19 protein-coding genes are annotated in these 21103 nt (G+C 68.4%); 13 read left to right on the top strand and 6 right to left on the bottom strand.

The window, feature by feature from the left end; translation table 11 throughout:
• Positions 1 to 385 precede the first annotated feature (385 nt).
• Complete coding sequence (locus ACFCV3_RS37695) at positions 386 to 2308, bottom strand: right-handed parallel beta-helix repeat-containing protein (RefSeq protein ID WP_376038914.1); 1923 nt, start codon at positions 2306 to 2308, stop codon at positions 386 to 388.
• A 182-nt stretch (positions 2309 to 2490) separates the two neighbouring features.
• Positions 2491 to 4197, bottom strand: a complete 1707-nt coding sequence (locus ACFCV3_RS37690; RefSeq protein ID WP_376038912.1) for a right-handed parallel beta-helix repeat-containing protein — start codon at positions 4195 to 4197, stop codon at positions 2491 to 2493.
• 76 nt (positions 4198 to 4273) lie between these two features.
• Here ACFCV3_RS37690 and ACFCV3_RS37685 point away from each other — a divergent pair, with 76 nt between their 5' ends.
• The 6 genes from ACFCV3_RS37685 to nadA all read left to right on the top strand — a co-directional run bounded on the left by ACFCV3_RS37685 (position 4274) and on the right by nadA (position 9731).
• Positions 4274 to 5497, top strand: a complete 1224-nt coding sequence (locus ACFCV3_RS37685; protein ID WP_376038909.1) for a glycosyltransferase family 4 protein — start codon at positions 4274 to 4276, stop codon at positions 5495 to 5497.
• A gap of 82 nt (positions 5498 to 5579) precedes the next feature.
• Positions 5580 to 5984, top strand: coding sequence for an adenylyltransferase/cytidyltransferase family protein (locus tag ACFCV3_RS37680; protein ID WP_376038907.1), 405 nt, complete (start codon positions 5580 to 5582; stop codon positions 5982 to 5984).
• Entirely contained in the window at positions 5981 to 6709 is a 729-nt protein-coding gene (locus ACFCV3_RS37675; RefSeq protein ID WP_376038904.1) for a CDP-alcohol phosphatidyltransferase family protein, read from the top strand. The genes ACFCV3_RS37680 and ACFCV3_RS37675 overlap by 4 nt, the downstream gene beginning before the upstream one ends.
• The gene (locus tag ACFCV3_RS37670; RefSeq protein ID WP_376038901.1) at positions 6709 to 7125 is read left to right on the top strand and encodes an adenylyltransferase/cytidyltransferase family protein; all 417 of its coding nucleotides are present in this window, start codon (positions 6709 to 6711) and stop codon (positions 7123 to 7125) included. The genes ACFCV3_RS37675 and ACFCV3_RS37670 overlap by 1 nt, the downstream gene beginning before the upstream one ends.
• Positions 7125 to 8312: a glycosyltransferase gene (locus ACFCV3_RS37665; RefSeq protein WP_376038900.1), complete on the top strand. Its 1188-nt coding sequence runs from the start codon at positions 7125 to 7127 to the stop codon at positions 8310 to 8312. Before ACFCV3_RS37670 ends, ACFCV3_RS37665 begins: the two co-directional genes overlap by 1 nt.
• 228 nt (positions 8313 to 8540) lie before the next feature.
• A complete protein-coding gene (nadA, locus tag ACFCV3_RS37660) occupies positions 8541 to 9731 on the top strand; it encodes a quinolinate synthase NadA (RefSeq protein ID WP_376038898.1) in 1191 nt (396 codons plus the stop codon).
• Here nadA and nfi read toward each other — a convergent pair.
• Complete coding sequence (gene nfi / locus ACFCV3_RS37655) at positions 9717 to 10364, bottom strand: deoxyribonuclease V (protein ID WP_376038896.1); 648 nt, start codon at positions 10362 to 10364, stop codon at positions 9717 to 9719. The genes nadA and nfi overlap by 15 nt on opposite strands.
• A gap of 111 nt (positions 10365 to 10475) precedes the next feature.
• Between nfi and ACFCV3_RS37650 the strand changes: the two genes are divergently transcribed.
• The 6 genes from ACFCV3_RS37650 (at position 10476) to ACFCV3_RS37625 (ending at position 15710) form a co-directional block, all read left to right on the top strand.
• Positions 10476 to 11570, top strand: a complete 1095-nt coding sequence (locus ACFCV3_RS37650) for a glycerate kinase (RefSeq protein WP_376038893.1) — start codon at positions 10476 to 10478, stop codon at positions 11568 to 11570.
• A 107-nt stretch (positions 11571 to 11677) separates the two neighbouring features.
• The gene (locus tag ACFCV3_RS37645) at positions 11678 to 12034 is read left to right on the top strand and encodes an iron-sulfur cluster assembly accessory protein (protein ID WP_132406182.1); all 357 of its coding nucleotides are present in this window, start codon (positions 11678 to 11680) and stop codon (positions 12032 to 12034) included.
• A gap of 101 nt (positions 12035 to 12135) precedes the next feature.
• Positions 12136 to 12777, top strand: a complete 642-nt coding sequence (locus ACFCV3_RS37640) for an ABC transporter permease (protein ID WP_376038890.1) — start codon at positions 12136 to 12138, stop codon at positions 12775 to 12777.
• The gene (locus tag ACFCV3_RS37635; protein WP_376038888.1) at positions 12770 to 13942 is read left to right on the top strand and encodes an ABC transporter ATP-binding protein; all 1173 of its coding nucleotides are present in this window, start codon (positions 12770 to 12772) and stop codon (positions 13940 to 13942) included. Before ACFCV3_RS37640 ends, ACFCV3_RS37635 begins: the two co-directional genes overlap by 8 nt.
• Positions 13939 to 14748 (top strand): ABC transporter permease, encoded by an 810-nt coding sequence (locus tag ACFCV3_RS37630; protein WP_376038887.1) that lies wholly within the window; start codon positions 13939 to 13941, stop codon positions 14746 to 14748. The genes ACFCV3_RS37635 and ACFCV3_RS37630 overlap by 4 nt, the downstream gene beginning before the upstream one ends.
• Complete coding sequence (locus tag ACFCV3_RS37625) at positions 14745 to 15710, top strand: glycine betaine ABC transporter substrate-binding protein (RefSeq protein WP_376038884.1); 966 nt, start codon at positions 14745 to 14747, stop codon at positions 15708 to 15710. Before ACFCV3_RS37630 ends, ACFCV3_RS37625 begins: the two co-directional genes overlap by 4 nt.
• Here ACFCV3_RS37625 and ACFCV3_RS37620 read toward each other — a convergent pair.
• Both ACFCV3_RS37620 and ACFCV3_RS37615 read right to left on the bottom strand, forming a co-directional pair.
• The gene (locus tag ACFCV3_RS37620) at positions 15707 to 16243 is read right to left on the bottom strand and encodes a hypothetical protein (protein WP_376038882.1); all 537 of its coding nucleotides are present in this window, start codon (positions 16241 to 16243) and stop codon (positions 15707 to 15709) included. The two genes, ACFCV3_RS37625 and ACFCV3_RS37620, sit on opposite strands and share 4 nt — an antisense overlap.
• A 74-nt stretch (positions 16244 to 16317) precedes the next feature.
• Positions 16318 to 17751, bottom strand: a complete 1434-nt coding sequence (locus tag ACFCV3_RS37615) for an MFS transporter (RefSeq protein ID WP_376038879.1) — start codon at positions 17749 to 17751, stop codon at positions 16318 to 16320.
• Between the two features lie 94 nt (positions 17752 to 17845).
• Between ACFCV3_RS37615 and ACFCV3_RS37610 the strand changes: the two genes are divergently transcribed.
• Positions 17846 to 18556, top strand: coding sequence for a TetR/AcrR family transcriptional regulator (locus ACFCV3_RS37610; RefSeq protein WP_376038877.1), 711 nt, complete (start codon positions 17846 to 17848; stop codon positions 18554 to 18556).
• Here the strand turns inward: ACFCV3_RS37610 and ACFCV3_RS37605 are convergent.
• Positions 18553 to 21063, bottom strand: a complete 2511-nt coding sequence (locus ACFCV3_RS37605) for a PEP/pyruvate-binding domain-containing protein (protein WP_376038874.1) — start codon at positions 21061 to 21063, stop codon at positions 18553 to 18555. The two genes, ACFCV3_RS37610 and ACFCV3_RS37605, sit on opposite strands and share 4 nt — an antisense overlap.
• Positions 21064 to 21103: the final 40 nt, after the last annotated feature.

Genomic DNA, 21103 nt, shown 5'->3' with positions numbered 1-21103 from the left:
GGAGCTCGCGTCCGAGAAGACGCCCGGCTACGCCTTTGGACGTTGGCGCTTGGGCGCACCTTCAGCCGAGCCTCGGCTGAAGGTGCACGGGGTGAGGGGGAGGAGCTTCCGCGTTGACGGGCGGACCGGTGGGCCATCACAACTGCACTTCAGGAGGTGCGTTCAGGCGTGGGTTGGTTTGGAGAGCTCGGTTGTGATGGCCTGGGCGTCCGGAGTTGGGGTGTGGCGGCTGGTGGTCGGCTTGTGTGGGCGGACGGCCAGCACCCACTAACTCGGTCAGCTCTTGTCGCGCCACGCGGGGAGCCGGCCTGGAATGGGCTGGGTGAGGGTATTGGTGGGTGGCTCGGGTCCGCCTTGGCCCGCCGTCGCGGTGGCGAAGGTGGGGTTAGCGGGGTGGGGGGAGGCGGTTTTGGGTGAAGGTGCTGGTGGTGTCTAGGCCTTGTTGCTGCCATTGGCGGGCTGTGTACCAGCGGCCGGTTTTCTGGAAGCGGGTGGAGGTGAGGCTGTCGAGGCGGTAGGTGTTCTTGTCGAGGGTTACCTCGCCGGTGGGGATGACGGCGCCGGAGTTCTGGACCATGCCGGTGGCGCTGGTGCCGCCGCGCATGGTGATCAGGTTGCCGGTGACGGTGATGTCGCGGAGTACGTTGACGCCCCAGGGGCCGGAGCCGCGGGTGCGGGACTGGATGGCGATGCCGTTCACGTTGTTCGCCACGACGTTGTCGCGGACGGCGACGTTCGACGAGGTGTTGACGTTGATGCCGCCGCCGTCCCACAGGGACTTGCCGGAGCCGCGGCCGGTGCCGTGGCCGTTGCCGGTGACCAGGTTCTTCTCGATCACGCCGTTGCGGCCGATCTCGAAGCGGATGCCGTCGGCCGCGTTGTCGACGATCGTGTTGTCGCTGAAGGTCCGGTTGTCGTCGTACGCGTCGCTCCACAGCCCGACGCCGCGGTTCTCCTTGATCAGGTTGCCGGTGACGGACCCGCCGTTCGACCAGGTGGTCTTGATACCGCCGGACTCCCAGTCGGCGATCCAGAAGCCGTCGGTGTTGTTGCCGCGGACGTCGTTGTCGGCGATGGTGCCGTTGACGGTGCTGTACTGGCCGACGCCGAGCTGGCCGTTGTGGTGGATGCTGTTCTTCTCCAGGATCGCGCCGTCCGCGTTCACCAGCATGACGCCGACGGCGTGGTTCCAGCGGACCTCGTTGCCGGAGACGTGCCACTTCGGGCCGAGCTGGAGTGCGCCGCCCTGCGGTGGGGTGGCGAAGTGTTCGATCGTCAGGTCGCGGACTGTGACTCCGGCCGCGTTGGAGGCGATCGCGGTGGCGGTCTTCGACATCTCGACCGCACGCTTGCGTGGATCGGTGCCGAGGTAGACGGCGTTCGCGGTGTAGTCGGCGTAGAAGGTGCCGGCGGCAACTTTGTCGCGGGAGGCGACGCGGGTCAGGTGCTTGCCGTCCAGGAACACCTGTTCGCGGAGGTAGCAGATGTTCGCCACGTTGTCCTCGCACTGCCCGGTTTGCCCGTACGCCGGGGGGAGGACGCCCGTGGTCACCCAGTCGTCACCGTTCGCCGCCCACTGGGTGAGTGGAACCGATCCGGTCAGTACTGCACCGGTTTCGCCGGTGAGCACCTGGTTGGCCTTCGGCGCGATGGTCGAGCTGATCCGGTGCAGACCTTTGCTGAAGCAGAACGTCGTCCCGGCCGGAGCGCTCGCCACCAGCTTGGCCGCGTCGTCCTGCGGAGTGATCTGTACCCCGGAGCATGCAGGAGTCGTCGGAGGGGGAGTGGTCGGGGAAGTCGTCGGCGTTGGGGTGGTCGGGCCGGGCGTGGGCGTCGCGGTGGGGTCGTCGGCCGGGCGGACGGCGAGCAGGTCGTCGACGGACGGGAAATCGGCCGAGCCTTCGTCGGAAGCGAGCTGTGCGTCGTCCGGGGTGAAGTAGGTGGGGCCGCCGGGATTGAGCTGTGCGGGGTCAGCGGCCGGGGGGTAGCCCTCGGCGTCTTCCCCCGAGGGGAGGTGCTCGCCTGAGGGGAGGTACGCCTGGGGTTCACCTGAGGTGGGGCCGATGGAGTGGTGCGCGGCGTCTCCGAGATAGGCCTGCTCAGCGCCGGGGTGGGCGCTCAGGAGTTCCGCGGTGGGGCGGGGCGTGCCACCGCCGTGGCTCGCGCCGGGGCCGGCGTCGTCGGGTAGGCGGATGCCGACGGGGCCGGCCGGGGCGGGGCCTGGGGTGCCGAGGGCCTGGGGGGCCAGCAGGGCAGCGGTCAGGGTGCCGGTGGCAACTACTGCGAGAACGGTGAGCGGTGGTTTCACTGAGGAGCCTCCGGGGGGCAACGTAGTTCCTCGGCGCACCCCCCAAGGCGCGACTTCAAGTCAGCAGCGTACTACGTCGGGTAGCCGTTGCAACCCTTATTCGTTGCTTTATGCACCAAATTTACAGACGTTGCAGAGGGCATCGATCACACAGCGCGAAATCGGTTGCGAACAGTAGTTGTTCAGTTCGCCAGGAAGGTGCTGACGGCGTCCAGGCCGGCGTTCTGCCAGCCGTCGGCGGTCAGCTTGGTGCCGAACCTGGCGAACCGCTTGGCCCCGAGCGCGTCCAGCACGTACTTGTTGGCCGAGAACACGACCTCGCCCGCCGGGACCGGGGACGCGGTGTTCTGCACCATGCCGGTCGCCTGCGTGCCGCCGGTCATCGTCACGGTGTTTCCGGTGACCTCGATGTCGCGCAGGACGTAGGCGCCCCAGGGTCCGACACCGCGGGTGCGGGACTGGATGGTGATCCCGTTGACGTTGCCGGAGACCGAGTTGCCCCGGATCGTCACGCCGGTCGACGTGTTCACGTTGATTCCGCCGCCGTCCCACAGCGACGTACCGGAACCGCGCCCGGTACCGAATCCGTTGCCGGTGATGGTGTTGTTCTCGATCACGCCGTTGCGGCTGATCTCGTAGCGGATCCCGTCGGCCGCGTTACCGATGATCTTGTTGCCGCTGATCACCCGGCCGTCGTCGGCGACATCGGCCCACATGCCGACGCCGCGGTTGGCCTTGATCAGGTTGCCGCTGACCGTGCCGGAGGAGCGGGTCGACTTGATCCCGCCGGACTCCCAGTCGGCGACCCAGAAACCGTCGGTGTTGTTCTCGCTGATCACGTTGCGGGTCACGGCCGCATCGGCCGAGCTGTACTGACCCAGGCCGAGCTGGCCGTTGTGGTGGATCAGGTTCTTGTCCACCTTGGTCTTGTTCGCCTTGACCAGCATCACGCCGACCGCGTGGTTCCAGCGGACGTCGTTCGCGGTCACCTTCCACTCCGGGCCGGACACCAGTGCACCGGCCTGCGGAGCGCTGGCGAAGTGCTCGATGGTCAGCCCGCGCACGACCACGCCGGTCGCTCCGGACTCGATCGCTGTCGCGGTCTTCGACATCTCGACCGAGTGCCCGGCCGGGTCGCTGCCGAGGTACACGGCATCGGCGGCGTAGTCGGCGTAGAACGTCCCCGGTGCCACCGAGCTCAGGCTCGCGACTCGGGTCAGGTGCGCTCCGTCGAGGAAGAGCTGCTCCCGCAGATGGCAGATGTTCGCCTTGTTGTCCTCACACTGCCCGGACTTCCCGTACGCCGCCGGCAGCACCCCGCGCACCACCCAGCGATCACCGTCGCGGGTCCACCCGGTCAACGGCACCGACCCGGTCAGTACGGCGCGATCCGCGCTCGCCAGCACCTGGTTGGCCTTCGGCCGGATCGTCGTGCCGATCCGGTGGACGCCGGCCGCGAAGCAGAACGTCGTACCGGCTGCTGCCGCGCTGACGACCTTGGCCGCGTCGTCGCCCGGCTCGATCGACACGCCGCGGCAAGGACCCGCGAGAGCGGGACCGGCCGAACCCTGGTCGATCGCGGGAACCGTCGGAGCCGTGACCGGAGGAACAGGCACCGTGGGCTTGGCGGCCGGCTTCGACGGCACCGGCTTCTTCGAAGACGGCCGCGCACTCGGCGTGCCCTTCGGCGAAGAGTGGTTGGTGCCGGGCTTGGAAGCCTGGTGGGTGGGCACCTTGCCGCGCGCGATCGAGGGATCCGAATTCGTGCGTGACTTCACGGCACTTGTGGCGTTGTTCTCGTGTGCGATCACCGGGAGGGCGACCGTAACGACCGCGACGGCCGCAGCGATGAACGCTGCGAACCACGCCGTAGAGCGCTTACTGCTCAAGGAACCCTCCGGGGTTGCGGTTCGACACCGGCCTGGATACACCAGGCGTAGCCACCGCGAGACTTAAGGTAGTGCCATGCGGGTCGCCATGTTGCACAACCGTTACCGGAGTGGTCAACCCAGCGGCGAGAACACTGTCGTCGCCCAAACGGTTGATTTGCTGGGTAACTCAGGACATGAGATCGACCTTTACGCTCGGAACAGCGACGACATCGCCGAGATGGGCCGAAAAGATCGCGCATTGTTACCGTTTCGCTCCGTATGGTCATTTTCGGCCGAACGCGATTTAACACAGCTATTGCAAGCGAACCGGCCCGATGTGGTGCATGTGCACAACACCTTCCCGCTCTTCAGCCCCTCGGTCCTGCGCGCGGCGTACCGGTTGGGGCTGCCGGTGGTGGCCACCCTGCACAACTTCCGGCTGATGTGTGCGAACGCCGTACTGCAACGCGACGGTGGTCCTTGTGACTCCTGTGTCGGCAAGCTTCCGTTGGCCAGTGTGCGGCACAGCTGCTACCGCGAGTCCCGGGTGCAGACGCTGCCGCTGGCAACCAGCATCGGCCTCCACAACACCTTGCATACCTGGCAGCGTTACGTCACCAAGCTGATCGCGCCGTCGGAGTTCGTGCGCGAGCGGTACGTCGCTCATGGTTTCGACGCGGACCGGATCGTCGTGAAACCGCATGCGGTGCCGCACGACGGTCAGGTCCGGACCGGGCCCGGGGATGCGGTGGTGTTCCTCGGCCGGTTGGTCGAGGACAAGGGGTTCGCAGATCTGTTGCGGGCCTGGGATTCCTCGCTCGGCCGGCTGGTGGTGATCGGGGACGGTCCACTGCGCGCCGAGGCCGAGGAGCGGGCCCGCGAAGACCTGTCGATTCAGGTACTTGGTCAACTACCGTGGGCGGATTGCATGGATGTGCTGCGATCCGCGCGCGCCGTCGTCGTACCGGCGCGTTCGTATGAGACCTTCGGACTCGTGGTGGTGGAGGCGTTCGCGCACGGCGTTCCGGTGGTCGCGTCCCGGCTCGGCGCGCTGGCGGAGCTGGTGGACGACGGTGAGACCGGGGCGCTGGCCGAGCCGGGTGATCCGGAGGGTTTACGCAAGGCGCTCGGGCTGGTGACGGATCCGGCGACTTCGGTAGCCTTCGGCCAGCGTGCGCGGCAGGTCTACCTGGACCGCTTCACCCCGGAACGCGATCTCGCGGCCACGGAGAGGATCTACACGGATGCGATCGCCGAGCAGGCAACGGGTGAACGGATCCGGAAGGGACGCTGGGCACGTCGTGACGCAGAGGTATAGGGTCACCGCTGACGGTCAGGTCGCTCATCGGCCCGGCCGCGTAACACAACGCTCCGTGGGGGAGCCGCAGGGGGAACACAGTTTGCCGCAGAACGGATTCTTGGCCGGGGTCTTCGACCTGTTCCACGTCGGGCATCTCGACGTGCTCGAGCGGGCCCGCCAGGCGTGTGACCGGCTGGTCGTCGGTGTGCTGACCGACGAGTGGGCGATGGATGCCTGGGGTGCGCGGCCGTTCGTGCCGCTGGTCGAGCGGGTCCAGATCCTGCAGCACCTGCGGGCGGTCGACGAAGTGGTCGTCATCGACGACGTGGACAGCAAGCTGTTGTCCGGCCGGCTGGTGTTCGCCGCCGACCTCGACGGTGTCCTCGGTGCGGACGACCTGAACGGCGTACCGGGCCTGCGCGAGCTGCCCGACGCCCGGATGTCCCGCAGCACGATCCTCCGCGCGGCGATCGACCAGCGGCAGTCCCGCAGCTCGGTGGCATGAGCGCGTATACAGAGGCAGTCGCGCGGCTGTCCGGGGCGCAGAAGCCGTCGGCTGGGACGCCGGCGTACTCGCGGTTCGTGAATCGGCGGATCGGGCGGGTGTTCGCGGCGACCGCGTTCCTGGCCGGGCGGACTCCGAATCAGGTCAGTATTACCAGCGGCCTGTGCTCGCTGGCCGGGATAGCGCTGGTTGCGACCGTGCGGCCGTCGTTCGGGCTGGCGCTGGCGGTGACCGTGCTGCTGGTGCTCGGTTACGGGCTCGACTCGGCCGACGGTCAGCTGGCGCGCCTGCGTGGTGGCGGTTCGCCGCTCGGTGAGTGGCTGGATCACATGATCGACGCGGTCAAGATCGTGCTGCTGCACAGCGCCGTACTGATCTCGTTCTACCGTTTCGATGCCTTCAGCAACGAGCTGATCCTGCTCGTCCCGCTGGCTTATCTCTGTCTGTCCTCGGTGCTGTTCTTCGGGCTGATCCTGATCGACCAGCTGCGCCGCGGGCACGGTGGTGCCCAGAAGCCCAACCAGCGTGGCGATTCCGTGCTGAAGTCGTTGCTGATCGCACCGACCGACTACGGCGTACTGTGCCTGGTGTTCCTTGCCTTCGGCACCCAGTCGCTGTTCGCAGTCCTGTACGGCGGGTTGCTCGCGATCAACCTGCTCTTCCTGGCGGCGGCCGTCGTCAAGTGGTACCGGGAGATGGCTGCGCTGCAGCCGGTGCGCGGCTGATGGGTGTCGTCGGCTACGCGCCGGGTGTCTACGACATGTTCCACATCGGTCATCTGAACATCCTGCGCCGGGCCCGCGAGCATTGTGACCACCTGATCGCCGGAGTCGTCGAGGACGACGTGGTGACCCGGATCAAGGGCCGCCCGCCGGTCGTTCCGCACGACGAGCGGATGGAGGTCGTCCGGGCGCTCGGTCTGGTCGACGAGGTGGTCAGCGACTGGTCGAGCGACAAGTTCGAGATGTGGAAACAACTCCGGTACGACGTCCTGTTCAAGGGCGACGACTGGAAAGGGACGGAGAAGGGTACTCGGCTCGAGCGGCTGCTCGGCGAGGTCGGGGCGCAGGTGCATTACTTCCCGTACACGGCGTCCACCTCGAGTACCGATCTGCGCCGCCTGCTGGAGGGGCTGAGCTGATGACGAGCCGTCCGAAGGTCCTGATCAGCGCGTACGCGTGCCGGCCCCAGGGCGGTTCCGAGCCCGGCGCAGGCTGGGCGTGGGCGAAGGCGGCGGCTCGCGATCACGACGTGTGGCTGCTGACCCGGGCGAAGTTCGTGCACGAGATCGCCGAGGAGCTCGCGATCCGGCCGGTGCCCGGACTGACCGTCGTACCGCTGGAGTTGCCGCGCTGGGTGCTGAAGCTGCGGCGCCGGCCGGCGGACGTGTACTGGTACTACCCGCTGTGGCAGCGGCTGGCCGCGCGGACTGCGGCTGAGCTGCATGCCGAGCACTCGTACGACGTCATCCACCATCTGACGTTTGCCGTCGACTGGATGGCGGCCGGCGTGGTGCGGCCGTCGTCGGCGAAGGTGATCTGGGGGCCGGTCGGTGGTTCGACGACCGCGCCGCTGTCGATGGCGCACTGGCTGGGGCCGCGCGGTGTGGTCGGCGAACTGGTGCGCCGGGTCTACACCGGGATCCGCCGGCACCTGACCGGCCGCAAGGCAGCCCGGACAGCCGACCTGATGGTTGCCCAGAACAACGATGTAGCCGCGACCTTCCGTGCCTATGCCCGCGAGATCGTCGTCCAGCCGAACGTCGCGATCAGCCGCTTCACCGCCTCCGGCCCGTACGAGCCGTTCGGGCCGCCGGGCGTGAAGACGGCACTGTTCGTCGGCCGCCTGATCCCGTGGAAGGGCGTGCTGCTCGCGATCAGCGCCCTGGCCCGCCCCGAAGCCGCCAACTGGGTGCTCCGGATCATCGGCGACGGCCCGGACTGGGAACGCGCCGAGCGGCTCGCCCTCCAACTCGGGGTCCGTGACCGCGTCGAGTTCACCGGCCAGCTACCTCGTGAGTCGGTGCTGGCCGCGATGTTCCGGGCCGACGCCGTACTGGCTCCCGCCCTGCGCGAAGCCGCCGGCTGGGCCGTCACCGAAGCCCTCGCCTCCGGCTGCCCCGTCGTCTGCCTCGACCGCGGCGGCCCCTCCGTCATCGTCGGCCCCGGTGAAGGCGCCGTCGTCCCCTGGCAAGGCGACGTAGTCGGCGCCCTGGCCAAGGGCCTCGCCTCCCTCAACGGACGCATCACCCCCGTAGACCGCTGGGGCCCCGACCGCCTCCCAGACCTCCTGGCGGATTGGTACGCCCCAGCCCACGTCTCCCGATGATCCGTTGGCGGTGTGGGGCATCGAGTGTGACCGGTCCTGCCGCGCGCAGCTAGGATGTGCGGAGCTGTGTCACCGTCCAACCTGCTTCGGAGTGGGCTGGGCAGGGCGTGCTGAGCGTGGACCAGGCGGGTCGCGCGGTGTTGGTGGGTGGTGGCGGGTCCGCCGCGGCGAGTTTCAGGATCTGGGCAGTGACGGGGGACACGTGGGCGGGGGCGGAAACGTGGCACGATGATTGACGTGACGACGATTGCCGATGGGGCCAAGTCCTTGCCGCTGTTGTTCCTGGGGCAGAACACGGATCCGCACTCCGAGCGGGGGGTTGAGTGCCCTGGTGCGCTGCCGCCGGCTTCGGATCCGGATCTGGTGGAGCGGGCGCTGAAGGCGAAGGCTGCGCTTGGTGACCAGGTGTTCGTGCTGGGTCACCACTACCAGCGTGACGAGGTGATTCAGTTTGCTGATGTCACTGGGGACTCGTTCAAGCTGGCTCGGGACGCGGCGAACCGGCCGGATGCGCCGTACATCGTCTTCTGTGGTGTGCACTTCATGGCTGAGTCGGCCGACATCCTCACCAACGAGAACCAGACGGTGATCCTGCCGGACCTGGCGGCTGGGTGCTCGATGGCGGATATGGCGCGGATCCAGCAGGTTGAGGCCGCCTGGGAGGCTCTCGCCGACGCGGGCGTGGCTGACGTGACGGTTCCGGTCACCTACATGAACTCCAGTGCGGACATCAAGGCATTCTGTGGGCGTAATGGGGGAGCGGTTTGTACGTCGAGCAACGCTGACGTGGCGCTCGAGTGGGCGTTCGCGCAGGGGGAGAAGGTGCTGTTCCTGCCGGATCAGCACCTCGGGCGGAACACCGCCGTGCTCCAGATGGGGATCTCGCTCGACGAGTGCGTCGTCTATGACCCGCACAAGCCGGGCGGCGGGCTGACGAAGGAGCAGTTGGCCGCGGCCAAGATGATCCTGTGGCGCGGGCACTGCTCGGTGCACGGCCGCTTCACGCCGGAGTCGGTGGACGACGTGCGCTCGCGGGTTCCTGGGGTGAACGTGATCGTGCACCCGGAGTGCCGGCACGAGGTCGTCACCAAGGCGGATTACGTCGGGTCGACGGAGTACATCATCAACGCGCTGGCGGAGGCCGAGCCCGGTACGTCGTGGGCCGTGGCGACCGAGCTCAACCTCGTGCAGCGGCTGGCCAAGCAGAACCCGGACAAGAACATCGTCTTCCTCGACAAGACCGTCTGTTACTGCGCCACGATGAACCGGATCGACCTGCCGCACCTGGTCTGGACCCTGGAGAACCTGGTCGCCGGCCATGTCGTCAACCCGATCAAGGTCGACGCCGACACCGAGCACTACGCCAAGATCGCCCTCGACCGCATGCTCGCCCTCCCCGGCAAGTCAGCCCGCGACTAGGGCGTGTCGACACAGCCTGTCGGCGGCGCGAGTCGTCTCCGGCAGGCGGTACCGCGGTGCGAGGTGCAGGGCGTGCCTGATCGCGGTCGCCAGGCTCACTCGGTGGCCGATCGAGACGTAGACCGGTTTGACCCGCTCCTGGGTCCGTACGACGGCACCCACCACCTCGTCGTCGAGCATCAGGTCTGCAGTCGCACCGCGCGCCGGCCCGGGCTCGGCATGCGTCCCGACGAACGCCGTCTTGGCGACACCGATCGACGGGATCCCGGTCAGCACCCCGAGGTGTGAGGCGAGCCCGAACCGGCGTGGGTGGGCGAGACCTTGGCCGTCGCACACCAGCAGGTCAGGTGTGGTCGAAAGCTGCTCGAGCGCGCTCAGCAGCCCCGGTACCTCGCGGAACGCGAACAGCCCGGGCACGTACGGGAACGCGGTCTTGCCCAGCACCACGGCGTGATCCACCTCGGCGAGGGTCTCGAAGTCCAGTACGACGATCGCCGCGGCCAGGCGGTCGCCGTACGCGACATCCAGCCCGGCGGCGTACCGCGGAGGTCCGCCGTGGTCGGTGCGGTCGACCTGGTCGCGCAGTTCGTGCTGAACGGCGATCGCTTCGGCAGCGGTGGTGGGCCAGCTCACGGGCGGAGTGTAAGCGCGGATCTGTGCCACTGAGTGGGGCGGTCCACAGCGGGTGTCCGACGGATGGCTGGTGGGGAGCGGGTCCGCCTGTGGGTAGGGGAGGATGTCGCCATGCGAGTGCTGATTGCGCCGGACAAGTTTGCTGGGACGTTGACCGCGGTGGAGGCGGCTGCGGCCATTGAGGAAGGGTGGCGGCGGCGGGATCCGGGGGCTGAGGTGCTGGTGGCGCCGATGGCTGATGGTGGCCCGGGGTTCATCGACGTGCTGTCCGCGGTGGTGGACGGGACGCTGCTGTCGGTGACGGTGCGTGGCCCGCTGGGCGAGGAGACTCCGGCGACCGTGCTGGTAGCGGGGGAGACGGCGTACATCGAGACGGCGCAAGCCTGCGGGTTGCACCTGGTGGAGCCGGAGGACCGGCGGCCTGAGGACGGTACGACGTACGGCGTGGGACAGCTCATTGCGGCAGCAGTCGATGCTGGGGCGAAGCGGGTCATCCTGGGGCTCGGGGGTTCGGGGACCAACGATGCCGGTGCGGGGCTGCTGGCCGCGCTGGGAGCGACTGCGGTGGACGGTGACCTGGCGGCCGGGGCGACTGGGCTGGCTGAGTTGACGGCGGTGGACCTGGAGCCTGCGCTGGCGCGGGTGGCCGGGATCGAGTTCGTCGCAGCGAGTGACGTGGAGAACCCGATGCTGGGGCTGCGCGGCGCGACCAACATCTTCGGGAGCCAGAAGGGCATCACCGACGAGCGCAAGCCCGCGGTGGACGGCTACCTGACCAAGTTCGCGGAGCTGGCCGGGCGGAAGACCGCCGACCAGAAGGGCGCGGGTGCGGCGGGTGGGCTCGGTTACGCTCTGTTGCTGCTGGGCGCCGAGCGGGTCTCCGGGATCGACCTGGTCGCGGAGCTGACCGGGCTGAAGGAGAAGGCCGCCAAGGTCGACCTGGTGCTGAGCGGTGAGGGCGCGTTCGATTTCCAGTCCCGCGACGGCAAGGTGATCGCCGGCGTGGCCAAGGTCGCGAACGACGCGATGCGGCCGTGTGTGGTGCTGGCCGGCAAGGTACTGATCGGAGCCCGGGAAATGCGCACGATGGGCGTGGAATCGGCGTATTCGCTGGTCGACGCGGTGGGCGAGGAACAGGCCTTCGCGGACCCGCACGGGTCGCTGGCCACGGTGGCCGAGCGGGTGGCCAAGACGTGGGCAAGGTAGCCAAGATTCTTGATCCTCAAATTAGGTGTGCGACCATGGGAATGTTCGCGGACCGGGTGAGGTTGACCGGTGTTGACAGGATTTTTGCGAGATGACTGGAGTCAGGAATGACTGAAGCGCAGACCGAGCAGACCGTCGCCAGTGGTGTGCTCCTCACCGACGGGGCCGCAGCCAAGGTGAAGGCGCTGCTCGACCAGGAAGGCCGCGACGACCTCGCGCTCCGGGTCGCCGTACAGCCGGGTGGCTGTTCCGGGCTCCGGTACCAGCTGTTCTTCGACGAGCGCAACCTCGACGGTGACGTGGTCGCCGACTTCGACGGTGTGAGCGTCGTCACCGACCGGATGAGCGCGCCGTACCTCAAGGGCGCGTCGATCGACTTCGTGGACACGATCGAGAAGCAGGGCTTCACGATCGACAACCCGAACGCGACCGGCTCCTGCGCCTGCGGAGACTCGTTCAACTGATCTACCTCCGAAGCCCCCGTTCACGGTCGTGAACGGGGGCTTCGGCCTGTCCGGACCGTACCACCGTGTGAAGCGAACACTTGATGGGTACGGAGCCGCGCATGTGGGACTACATCACCGAGCGGCACGCGCAGCTGCTCTATCAGAGCTACCAGCATCTGAGTCTGGTGATCCAGTGCGTGCTGCTGGCGACCGTGCTCGCCGTGGCGCTGGCGGTCTTCGTGCACCGCAACCCGCGGGTCGTCGCGCTCGCCGGAGGGGTCAGCGCGATCGGTCTGACCATTCCGTCGTTCGCGCTGCTCGGCCTGCTGATCCCGATCGCAGGCATCGGTACGGCGACCTCCGTGATCGCGGTCACCTTCTACGCGACCCTGCCGATCCTGCGGAACGCGGTCGTCGGCCTGGCCGGTGTGGACAACGCCCTGATCGAATCGGCCCGCGGAATGGGCATGGGCGCGATCCGCACGCTCGTAAGGATCGAGCTGCCGCTGGCCTGGCCGGTCATCCTGGCCGGGGTCCGGGTCTCCGCGCAGATGTCGATGGGCATCGCCGCTATCGCGGCGTACGTGCTCGGGCCCGGGCTCGGCAGCTTCATCTTCACCGGGCTGACCCAGATCGGTGGCGCGAACGCGCTCAACTCGGCCCTGGTCGGCACCCTCGGCGTGGTGCTGCTCGCTCTTGTCCTGGACGCATTGCTGCTGCTCGCCGGCCGCCTGACCACCTCAAGGGGTATCCGTGCCTGAAAGCACTACAGAAACCACCGGTGTCGACATCGAGCTGATCGATGTCGTGAAGCGGTACCCGGGCCAGAAGCGCGCGGCGGTCGAGAGCCTCAGCCTGCACATCCCGGCCGGGGAGATCGTGATGTTCGTCGGTCCGTCCGGGTGCGGCAAGACGACCTCGCTGAAGATGATCAACCGCCTGATCGAGCCGACCTCGGGCACGATCCGGATCGGCGGTGAGGAGGTCGGCCGGCAGCACGACGACGACCTGCGCCGCAGGATCGGGTACGTGATCCAGGGTGGCAGCCTGTTCCCGCACATGACGGTGACCCAGAACATCGCCCTGGTCCCGGGACTGCTCGGCTGGGACCGGCGCCGTACGGCGGAACGCGTCGACGAACTGCTGGACCTGGTCGGCCTCGACCCGGCCAGGTACCGCGGCCGTTACCCACGCGAGCTGTCCGGCGGTCAGCAGCAGCGCGTCGGCGTCGCGCGCGGCCTGGCCGCGGACCCGCCGGTGATCCTGATGGACGAACCGTTCGGAGCGGTCGACCCGATCACGCGGCAGCGGCTGCAGGACGAGCTGCTCAGCATCCAGGAGGAGCTGCGCAAGACGATCGTCTGCGTCACCCACGACTTCGACGAGGCGGTCAAACTCGGTGACCGGATCCTGATCCTGACCGAGGGCGCGAAGATCGCCCAGTACGACGTACCGGAGGCGATCCTGGCCAACCCGGCCGACCGTTTCGTCGCCGACTTCGTCGGGGCCGGGGCCGCGCTGAAGCAGCTCACCTTGAGCCGGGTCAGCGAGATCGATCTGGGCAGCCGGACTGTCGGCCAGATCGGTGCCGCGGCGGCCGACGTACTGCGGGCCGCACAGGCGGCTGGTGACGACTGCATCGTGGTCCTGGACGCCAAGCGGAGGCCGGTGAACTGGTTGTGGACCCGCGATCTGGTGCACCTGGACCGGATTCCGGCACCACAGGATGGCACCGACCTGGTCACCATCGACCGGCGGGCGACGTTGAACGACGCACTCGACCTGATGCTCGTCTCGAGTCACGGCAGCGCAGTGGTGACCGGCCGCCGCGACGAGTACCTCGGTGTCGTCGATTTCCAGGCCGTCCTGAACCGGATCCAGGTCACCCACGACGAGCACAACCCGACCCCAGAGGTCGTAGCGTGACCGCCTTGGACACCAGGCCGCCGGAGGGGATCGCTGATGCGAAGGCGGCCGCGGCGAGTTTGGCGGGTAGCCGGCATCGCCGGCCGAGTCTGGGGCTGCTGATCGGGCAGCCGTTGTTCGTGGTGGTCGTGCTGGCGGCCTGGGCGATCTGGCGGTCGCAGGCCGAGCTCGACTCGATCGAGCAGCGGCAGCTGGACTGGGGGCTGCTCGGGCGGCTGACGGTCGAGCACCTGAAGCTGACGCTGGTGGCCACGGTCATCGTGCTGGCGATCGCCGTACCGCTCGGGATCGCGCTCACCCGCCCGCGCTTGCGGCGAGCCGCGCCGCTCGTGGTCGCGGTGGCGAACGCCGGCCAGGCCGCGCCGGTGATCGGGCTGATCGTGCTGCTCGCGATCTGGCTCGGCTTCGGCTTCTGGACCGCGATCCTCGCGCTGTGCCTGTACGCGATCCTGCCGGTACTGCGGAACACGATCGTCGGTCTGCAAGGTGTCGACCGGACCCTGGTCGAGGCCGGCCGGGGGATGGGGATGTCGAACCGGTCCGTCCTCGGCCGCATCGAGCTGCCGCTCGCCGTACCGGTGATCATGGCCGGTATCCGGACCGCGCTCGTCCTGGTCGTCGGGACCGCGACGCTGGCCACGTTCATCGACGCCGGTGGACTCGGCAGTCTGATCACCACCGGCATCCGGCTGCTCAGATACCCGGTGCTGATCAGCGGCGCGATCCTGGTCGCCGCGCTGGCGCTGCTGATCGACTGGGCCGGCCGTGTCCTGGAAGAGGTCACCCGTCCGAGAGGACTGGGATGAGAAAACTTCTGGCCATCGGTATGACGCTCGTCCTCGCGGGCTGTGGTCTCGGGACCAGCGGTGGTTTCGTGCCGACCGGTTCGCTGAACGGTCCGCTGAAGTCCGTCCAAGGTCTCGACGGACTGACCATCGGGATCGGTTCCAAGAGCTTCCAGGAGCAACTGATCCTCGGCAAGATCGCCGCGATCCTGCTGCAGTCGGCGGGCGCGGAGGTGAAGGACCTGACCAACATGCCGGGCAGTGACACCTCCCGGCAGGCGATGCTGCAGGACCAGATCCAATTCTCGTGGGAGTACACCGGGACCGCCTGGATCTCCTACCTCGGCCACGACAGCGGTATCCCGGACAAGCAGCAGCAGTACGACGCGGTCGCCAAAGAGGACCGGGAGAAGCACGGACTGATCTGGCTGAAGCCGGCGCCGATGAACAACAGCTACGGGTTCGCGGTCACCCGGAAGACGGCCGACCGGCTGAAGATCAGCAAGCTCTCGCAGATCCAGTCGCTACCGGCGAAGGAGCGCACGTTCTGCGTCGAGTCCGAGTTCGCCAACCGCAACGACGGCTTCGAGCCGATGCTCAAGCACTACGGCATCCCGCTCGGTACCGGGGTTCGGCGCAACGACATCCGGACCCTCGACACCGGTGCCGTGTACGTCGCGACCCAGAACGGCGACTGCTTGTTCGGCGAGATCTTCACCACCGACGGCCGGATCAAGTCGCTGGATCTCGTGGTCCTGGAGGACGACCAGAAGTACTTCCCGGCGTACAACGTGGCGCCGGTGGTGAGCAAGAAGGTGCTCGACGAGTACCCGCAGCTGCCGAAGCTGTTCGAGCCGGTGTCGGACAAGCTCACCGACGAGGTGCTGATCGACCTGAACGCCCAGGTCGACGTCGACGGCCGTGAGCCCGCCGACGTCGCCATGGACTGGCTGGTCAAAGAAGGATTCGTGATCCGGGACTAACGCCAGGACACCGGCAAGCAGGCCTGGCGCGGCCCTGCGGCACCGTGGTGGTCGGTCGGCATTTCATGAATCACGACGGAGCGGTTCCCCGGCAGCGGCGCGAACGGGACGCTGGTGATCGCGAACCCGGTCCCGGCGCGGGTCACCTCGAAGTCCAGCCACACCTCGGTCGTCGCGTTCACCCGCGGCGGGACGCGCCCGGCGACCGTGTCGGAGTTGTAGTGCGGCCCAGCTGCCGCGCCGTTGCCGGTGATGCACGGGCCCGCGTGCAGATGCGCGCCGAAGTCCCGGCCGGACACCGACCGGTCGATGCCTTGCACCTTCAGGATGACCTGACTGCGGCCGTGGCGCTGGACCATCACGACTCTGGCCCGCGCGTGGTCGAAGGGCCCGGCCTGCCCGAGCTGCAGATCACGAAGGTTGCCTTGGGCCCGTACAACCTCAGGCGAGCCGGCCTGGGCGGGCGCCGTACTGACGACAGCGGTGGTCAGGAGGACCACCGCTGTCGCTGCGAGAAACCTCGGTACTGTCATGAGCCGCAAAATAAGGCCCTCGCGCCAGCACCCGGCTCAGCGACGCACCCGTCCGTCGAAGTGATGGCGAACCGCTAGTGCGCTGAGACGCGGGCGCGCTTCGGGAGCAGCCAGGTGACGGCGAGGCTGACTACGAAGAGGGCGATTGCGACCAGCACGGTGGTCTTGGTAGCGGCGAGGAAGGAGTGGTCGCGGAGCAGCTGGAAGAAGACCGTGCCCAGGACTGCGACTCCGATCGCGCCTCCGAACTGCTGCATCGCGGTCAGTACGCCGGACGCCGAGCCTGCCGCTTCGTCGTCGATCGAGGCCAGGATGATGTCGAACAGCGGCGCGAACACCATGCCGGAACCGATGCCGCAGGCAAGCATCGCCGGGACCAGGTTCCAGACCGTGGTGGCTTCGCCGTAGTGGTGCAGGGTGAGCCACATTCCGCCCATCGCCAGCGTCATCACGGCGACGCCGAGTTGCAGTGCCGCGCGCCCGAGCTTCGGTGCGAGCAGTCCGCCGGACAGCGGTGCGCCGATCGCGATGCCCAGCGAGAACGGCACCATCGAGAGGCCGGCCTTGAGCGGGCTGTAGTGCAGTCCGAGCTGGGTGAACAGGTTGAGGACCAGCGTGAACCCGGACATCGCCAGGAAGAACGTGGTGATCACGGCGAGCCCAGCGACGTACCCGCGACTGCGGAACAGGGACGGATCGATGACCGGGTTGCCCGACCGCCGTTCCCGCCAGACGAAGAGCGCGAAGACCGGGACCGAGGCAACCATCATCACGATTGACCAGACCGGCCAGCCGAGCTCGCGGCCTTGGACCAGCGGGTAGATCAGCAGCGCCGAGGCCAGGCTGACCAGGAGCACACCGGCTGCATCGAGCCGCTGCGCACCAGCTGTCTTCAGCTCGGGCATGAAGCGGAGCGCGCCGAAGATGGCGAGCAGGCCGATCGGGACGTTGATGAAGAAGATCATCCGCCAGCCCTGGCCGAACCAGTCGGCATCGATCAGGACTCCGGCCAGGATCGGGCCGGCCACCGCGGACAGGCCCATCACCGGGCCGAACAGCGAGAAGGCCTTGCCGATCTCGGCGGGTGGGAAGACGGACTTCAGCATCGCGAAGCCCTGCGGGATCATCACCGCGCCGAGCAGACCCTGCGCGACCCGGCTGCCGATCAGCAGTTCGGGGGAGGTAGCCAGCCCGCAGGCGGCCGAGGCGAGCGTGAAGCCGACCGCGCCGATCAGGAACAGCCGGCGGCGCCCGACCAGGTCACCGAGCCGGCCGAAGGTGATCAGCCCGATCGCGAAGGCGAGCGTGTAACCGGCCAGCATCCACTGCATCGCGGACTCCGACCCGCCGAGCTCGGCCCGGATCGACGGCGCGGCGATATTCACGATGGTGGCGTCGACGAGATCCATGATCTCGGCGACCAGCACGGTGGCGAGGACGATCCAGCGCCACCGGTACGCCGGGGGTGCGGCGGCCACGGGGTCCGTGGCGAGGGTGGGGGTGCTCATCGATGGCTCCAATGCGAACGGTGTTCGTTGACGAACACTGTTCTACGCACGAACGCTGTTCCTGTCAAGTACGCTGTTCGCTAGAGTGGCCCGCATGACCCAGTCGCCGTGGCAGCCGATCAGCCCGCCCAAACCCCCGCGCCCGGTCAAGGAACCCCTGACCCGCGAGCGGATCGTGGACGCCGCGATGCGGCTGATGGTCGAGCAGGGGTACGACGCGGTCTCGATGCGCAAGATCGCCCAGGAGCTGGGCACCGGCCCGGCCTCGCTGTATGCCCACGTCGCGAACAAGGGCGAGCTGGATCAACTCCTGGTCGACCGGGCGGCCCAGCAGATGAAGTTCCCCGAGGAGGCCGATCCGGAGCGCTGGCAGGAGCAGCTGAAGGACGCCATGCGCGAGATGCTGCGCGTACTGCAGGCGAACCCGGGCGTCGCCCGAGCCGCGATCGGCCAGGTTCCGCTCGGCGAGCAGGCACTGCTGATGACCGAGAAGCTCCTCGCGATCCTGAAGGCCGGCAAGCTCCCCGATCAGGCCGCCGCCTGGGCGGTCGACCTGATCCCGCTCTACGTCACTGCGGTCTCCTTCGAGGAGACGGTCCAGAACGCGGCGTCCTGGACCGTGGACGACATCGAGAACTTCGTCACCGAGATGCGCGCGTACTTCGTCGGGCTGCCCGCCGACCGCTTCCCGCTCACCGTTGCCCTCGCTGCCGCCCTGACAGCAGGTGCCAAAGGCGACGAGCGCTTCGAGTTCGGCATCACGGTGATCACCGCCGGTCTGGCCGCCCTGGCCGAGAAGGACTAGCCCTCGACCTTCACCACGGTTCCGGCGGCACCGTCGACTGTGACCAGGTCGCCGGTTTCCAGGCGTTGGGTGGCGTCCGGTACGCCGACCACCGCGGGGATCCCGTACTCCCGGGCGACCACCGCGCCGTGTGAATTGGAACCGCCCATCTCCATCACCAGCCCACCGGCGGTCAGGAACAACGGGGTCCAGCCAGGATCGGTCGAGGGTGCGACGAGGATCTCGCCGGGCTCCAGGTGCGCGCCGACCGGATCGAGGATCACCCGAGCCTTCGCGGTGACCGTGCCGGCTGAGGCCGGGCTGCCGACCAGTGCCCCCTCGACGGCCGCGGGAATCGCCAGCGTCTCGGGCTCCACGCCGTCGGACTGAATCAGGCGTGGCACCCGGCGGCGGCGCAGTTCCTGGTCGTACGCCGCCCGGCGCTCGGTGACGATGGCCCGCAGGTCGCCCGGCGACCGCAGTTCGCGCAGGTCGAGGAAGAAGACATCGGTGGGGGAGTCGAGGCGGCCGGCCTCGACCAGCTCGGCGCCGACCTGGCGGAGCTCGCGACGGGCCGCGGCAAGGATGCGGACCAGCAGGTACTTCGGGGCCTCGCGCAGACCGGCGAGTTCGCGGGTCCGGCCGAGGGCGAACCGGACGATCCGGCTGCGCAGCGGGCTGACCCGCAACGCGAGCTCGGCGATCTTCGCCGAGGCCGCCGCCGAACCGGCCTTGAACTGGAGGTCGGGCGCCAGCGCCGGATCGGTCAGCCGCAGGTAGTTCGCCAGGACGCCGATCAGGTGTGCCGGGTTCTCCGACCAGCGCGGCAGGCCGAGATCGATCTCCGCCACGGCGCGATGACCGTAGACGCCGAGGAAGTCAGCCAGTCCGTCCTGTGTGACCTTCGGCAGCCCACCGGATCGGTAGCGCTCGGCAACGATCTCGGCCGGCTCCTCGAACGCCTCGACCGACGCCTCGTCGGTACGGATCCGCTGCGCCAGCGACCACAGCTCGAGGTCCATCTCGGTCGTGACGTTGTGCGGTAGCCCACGCAGAACGGTCTGCAGCTCACCCGGCTGAACCGCCTTGCCGAGCACCTTCTGGGCCAAGCCCAGCATCAGGAACCCCGCGGCGGGCGCGGGCAGCAATCGCGGCATCAACGGGATGACCTCGCTCCGGAGCACCCGCTCGACGAAATCCAGCCGCCCGGTCGCGGAGCGCGAAGCGGCTGCCAGCAACGAATCCAGTCGCCGGGAGGTCCGGCGTACCTGGAAGTGTGCGAGACGCGGGGCCAGGACGGCGGCCAGCACGCGGAGTGGAACACCCCTCCGAAGCGCCACTCGTGCGAGCCGGCCGCCGGCCTCCCGCCGCGACGACGTCAGTACGGCGAACCGCGGATCGTCGAAGACGTGTCGCAGTACTGCGGCCGACCGGGCCTCCATCACGCCGAACACCCGCGGCACGAGCGCGCGGCCGACCGTACTGCGCACGGCCGGGGTGAGGTCGACGAAGAAGCGTTGCCCAGCCTCCGTGTACGCCGCCGGTCCGTCGAGCGGATCGTCGACCCGGGCACCGACGAGCTCGGCGGCCGATGTCGCGATCAACCGGAACCCGGCCAGTCCCATCGGTGTGATCGGCCGGACCAGACCCTGCGCGAGGCTGCCGCACAGGTAGATGCGCGGACTCGATCCATCCATCCGCTGCGGCGGAATCGGGTAGAGCGTGGTGATCGGGCGGGCCTGTGTCAGCCAAAGCTTGCCCTCGGCATCGAGTACCCACTCGATGTCCTGTGGCGTGCCGTAGTGCTCCTGCACCTGTCCGCCGAGCGTCGCCAGTGCGCGCACCTGCTCGTCGGTGAGACAGTCGTGGACGAGCGTCCGCTCGTGGATCGCGCCGGTGGCGGTGTCGACGACGAAGTGGTCCGGGTTCACCGCGCCGGACACGACCGCCTCGCCGAGCCCGGGTGCGGCGTCGATGACGGCCTCGTTGCGCCGGCCGGTGAGCGGGTTCGCCGTGAACAACACCCCGGCGGCCTTGGCGTCGACCATCCGCTGCACGACGACAGCGACTGCGACCGTGTCCTGGTCGACCTCGTTGGTCTCGCGGTAACTCCAGGCCCGATCGGTCCACAGTGACGCCCAGCAACGCCGTACGGCGTCCAGTACGGCGTCGGCCCCGACCACGTCGAGGTAGGTGTCCTGCTGTCCGGCGAAACTCGCGAAGCCCAGATCCTCGGCGGTTGCCGACGAGCGCACGGCCACCGGAACCTCCGCCCCCAGCGCCGCGTAGGCCGCGCGGATGGCCTGCTCGATGTCGGCGGGCACCTCGGTCGCGAGGATCGCCTCCCGCCTCGTTGCGGCATCGCCGTCGGCCGGAGCGACCTGCCGGTACGCCGGCGTCGTCACGCAGAAACCGCCCGGCACCGGGAACCCGGCGCGGAGCAGGATGCCCAGGTTGACGGCCTTGCCGCCGGCCGACTCCAGCTCGCCGGCACCCACCTGTCCCAGTTCGACCACCCAGTCGGTCATGTCCGCCCCTTCCCGAGCCTTACCAGGAGGTTAATGGGCA

This window comes from Kribbella sp. NPDC056345, from assembly GCF_042262745.1.
GTDB lineage: Bacteria > Actinomycetota > Actinomycetes > Propionibacteriales > Kribbellaceae > Kribbella.
The sequence above is the reverse complement of the archived record's forward strand: the minus strand, read 5'-3'. Positions and strand labels throughout refer to the sequence as shown.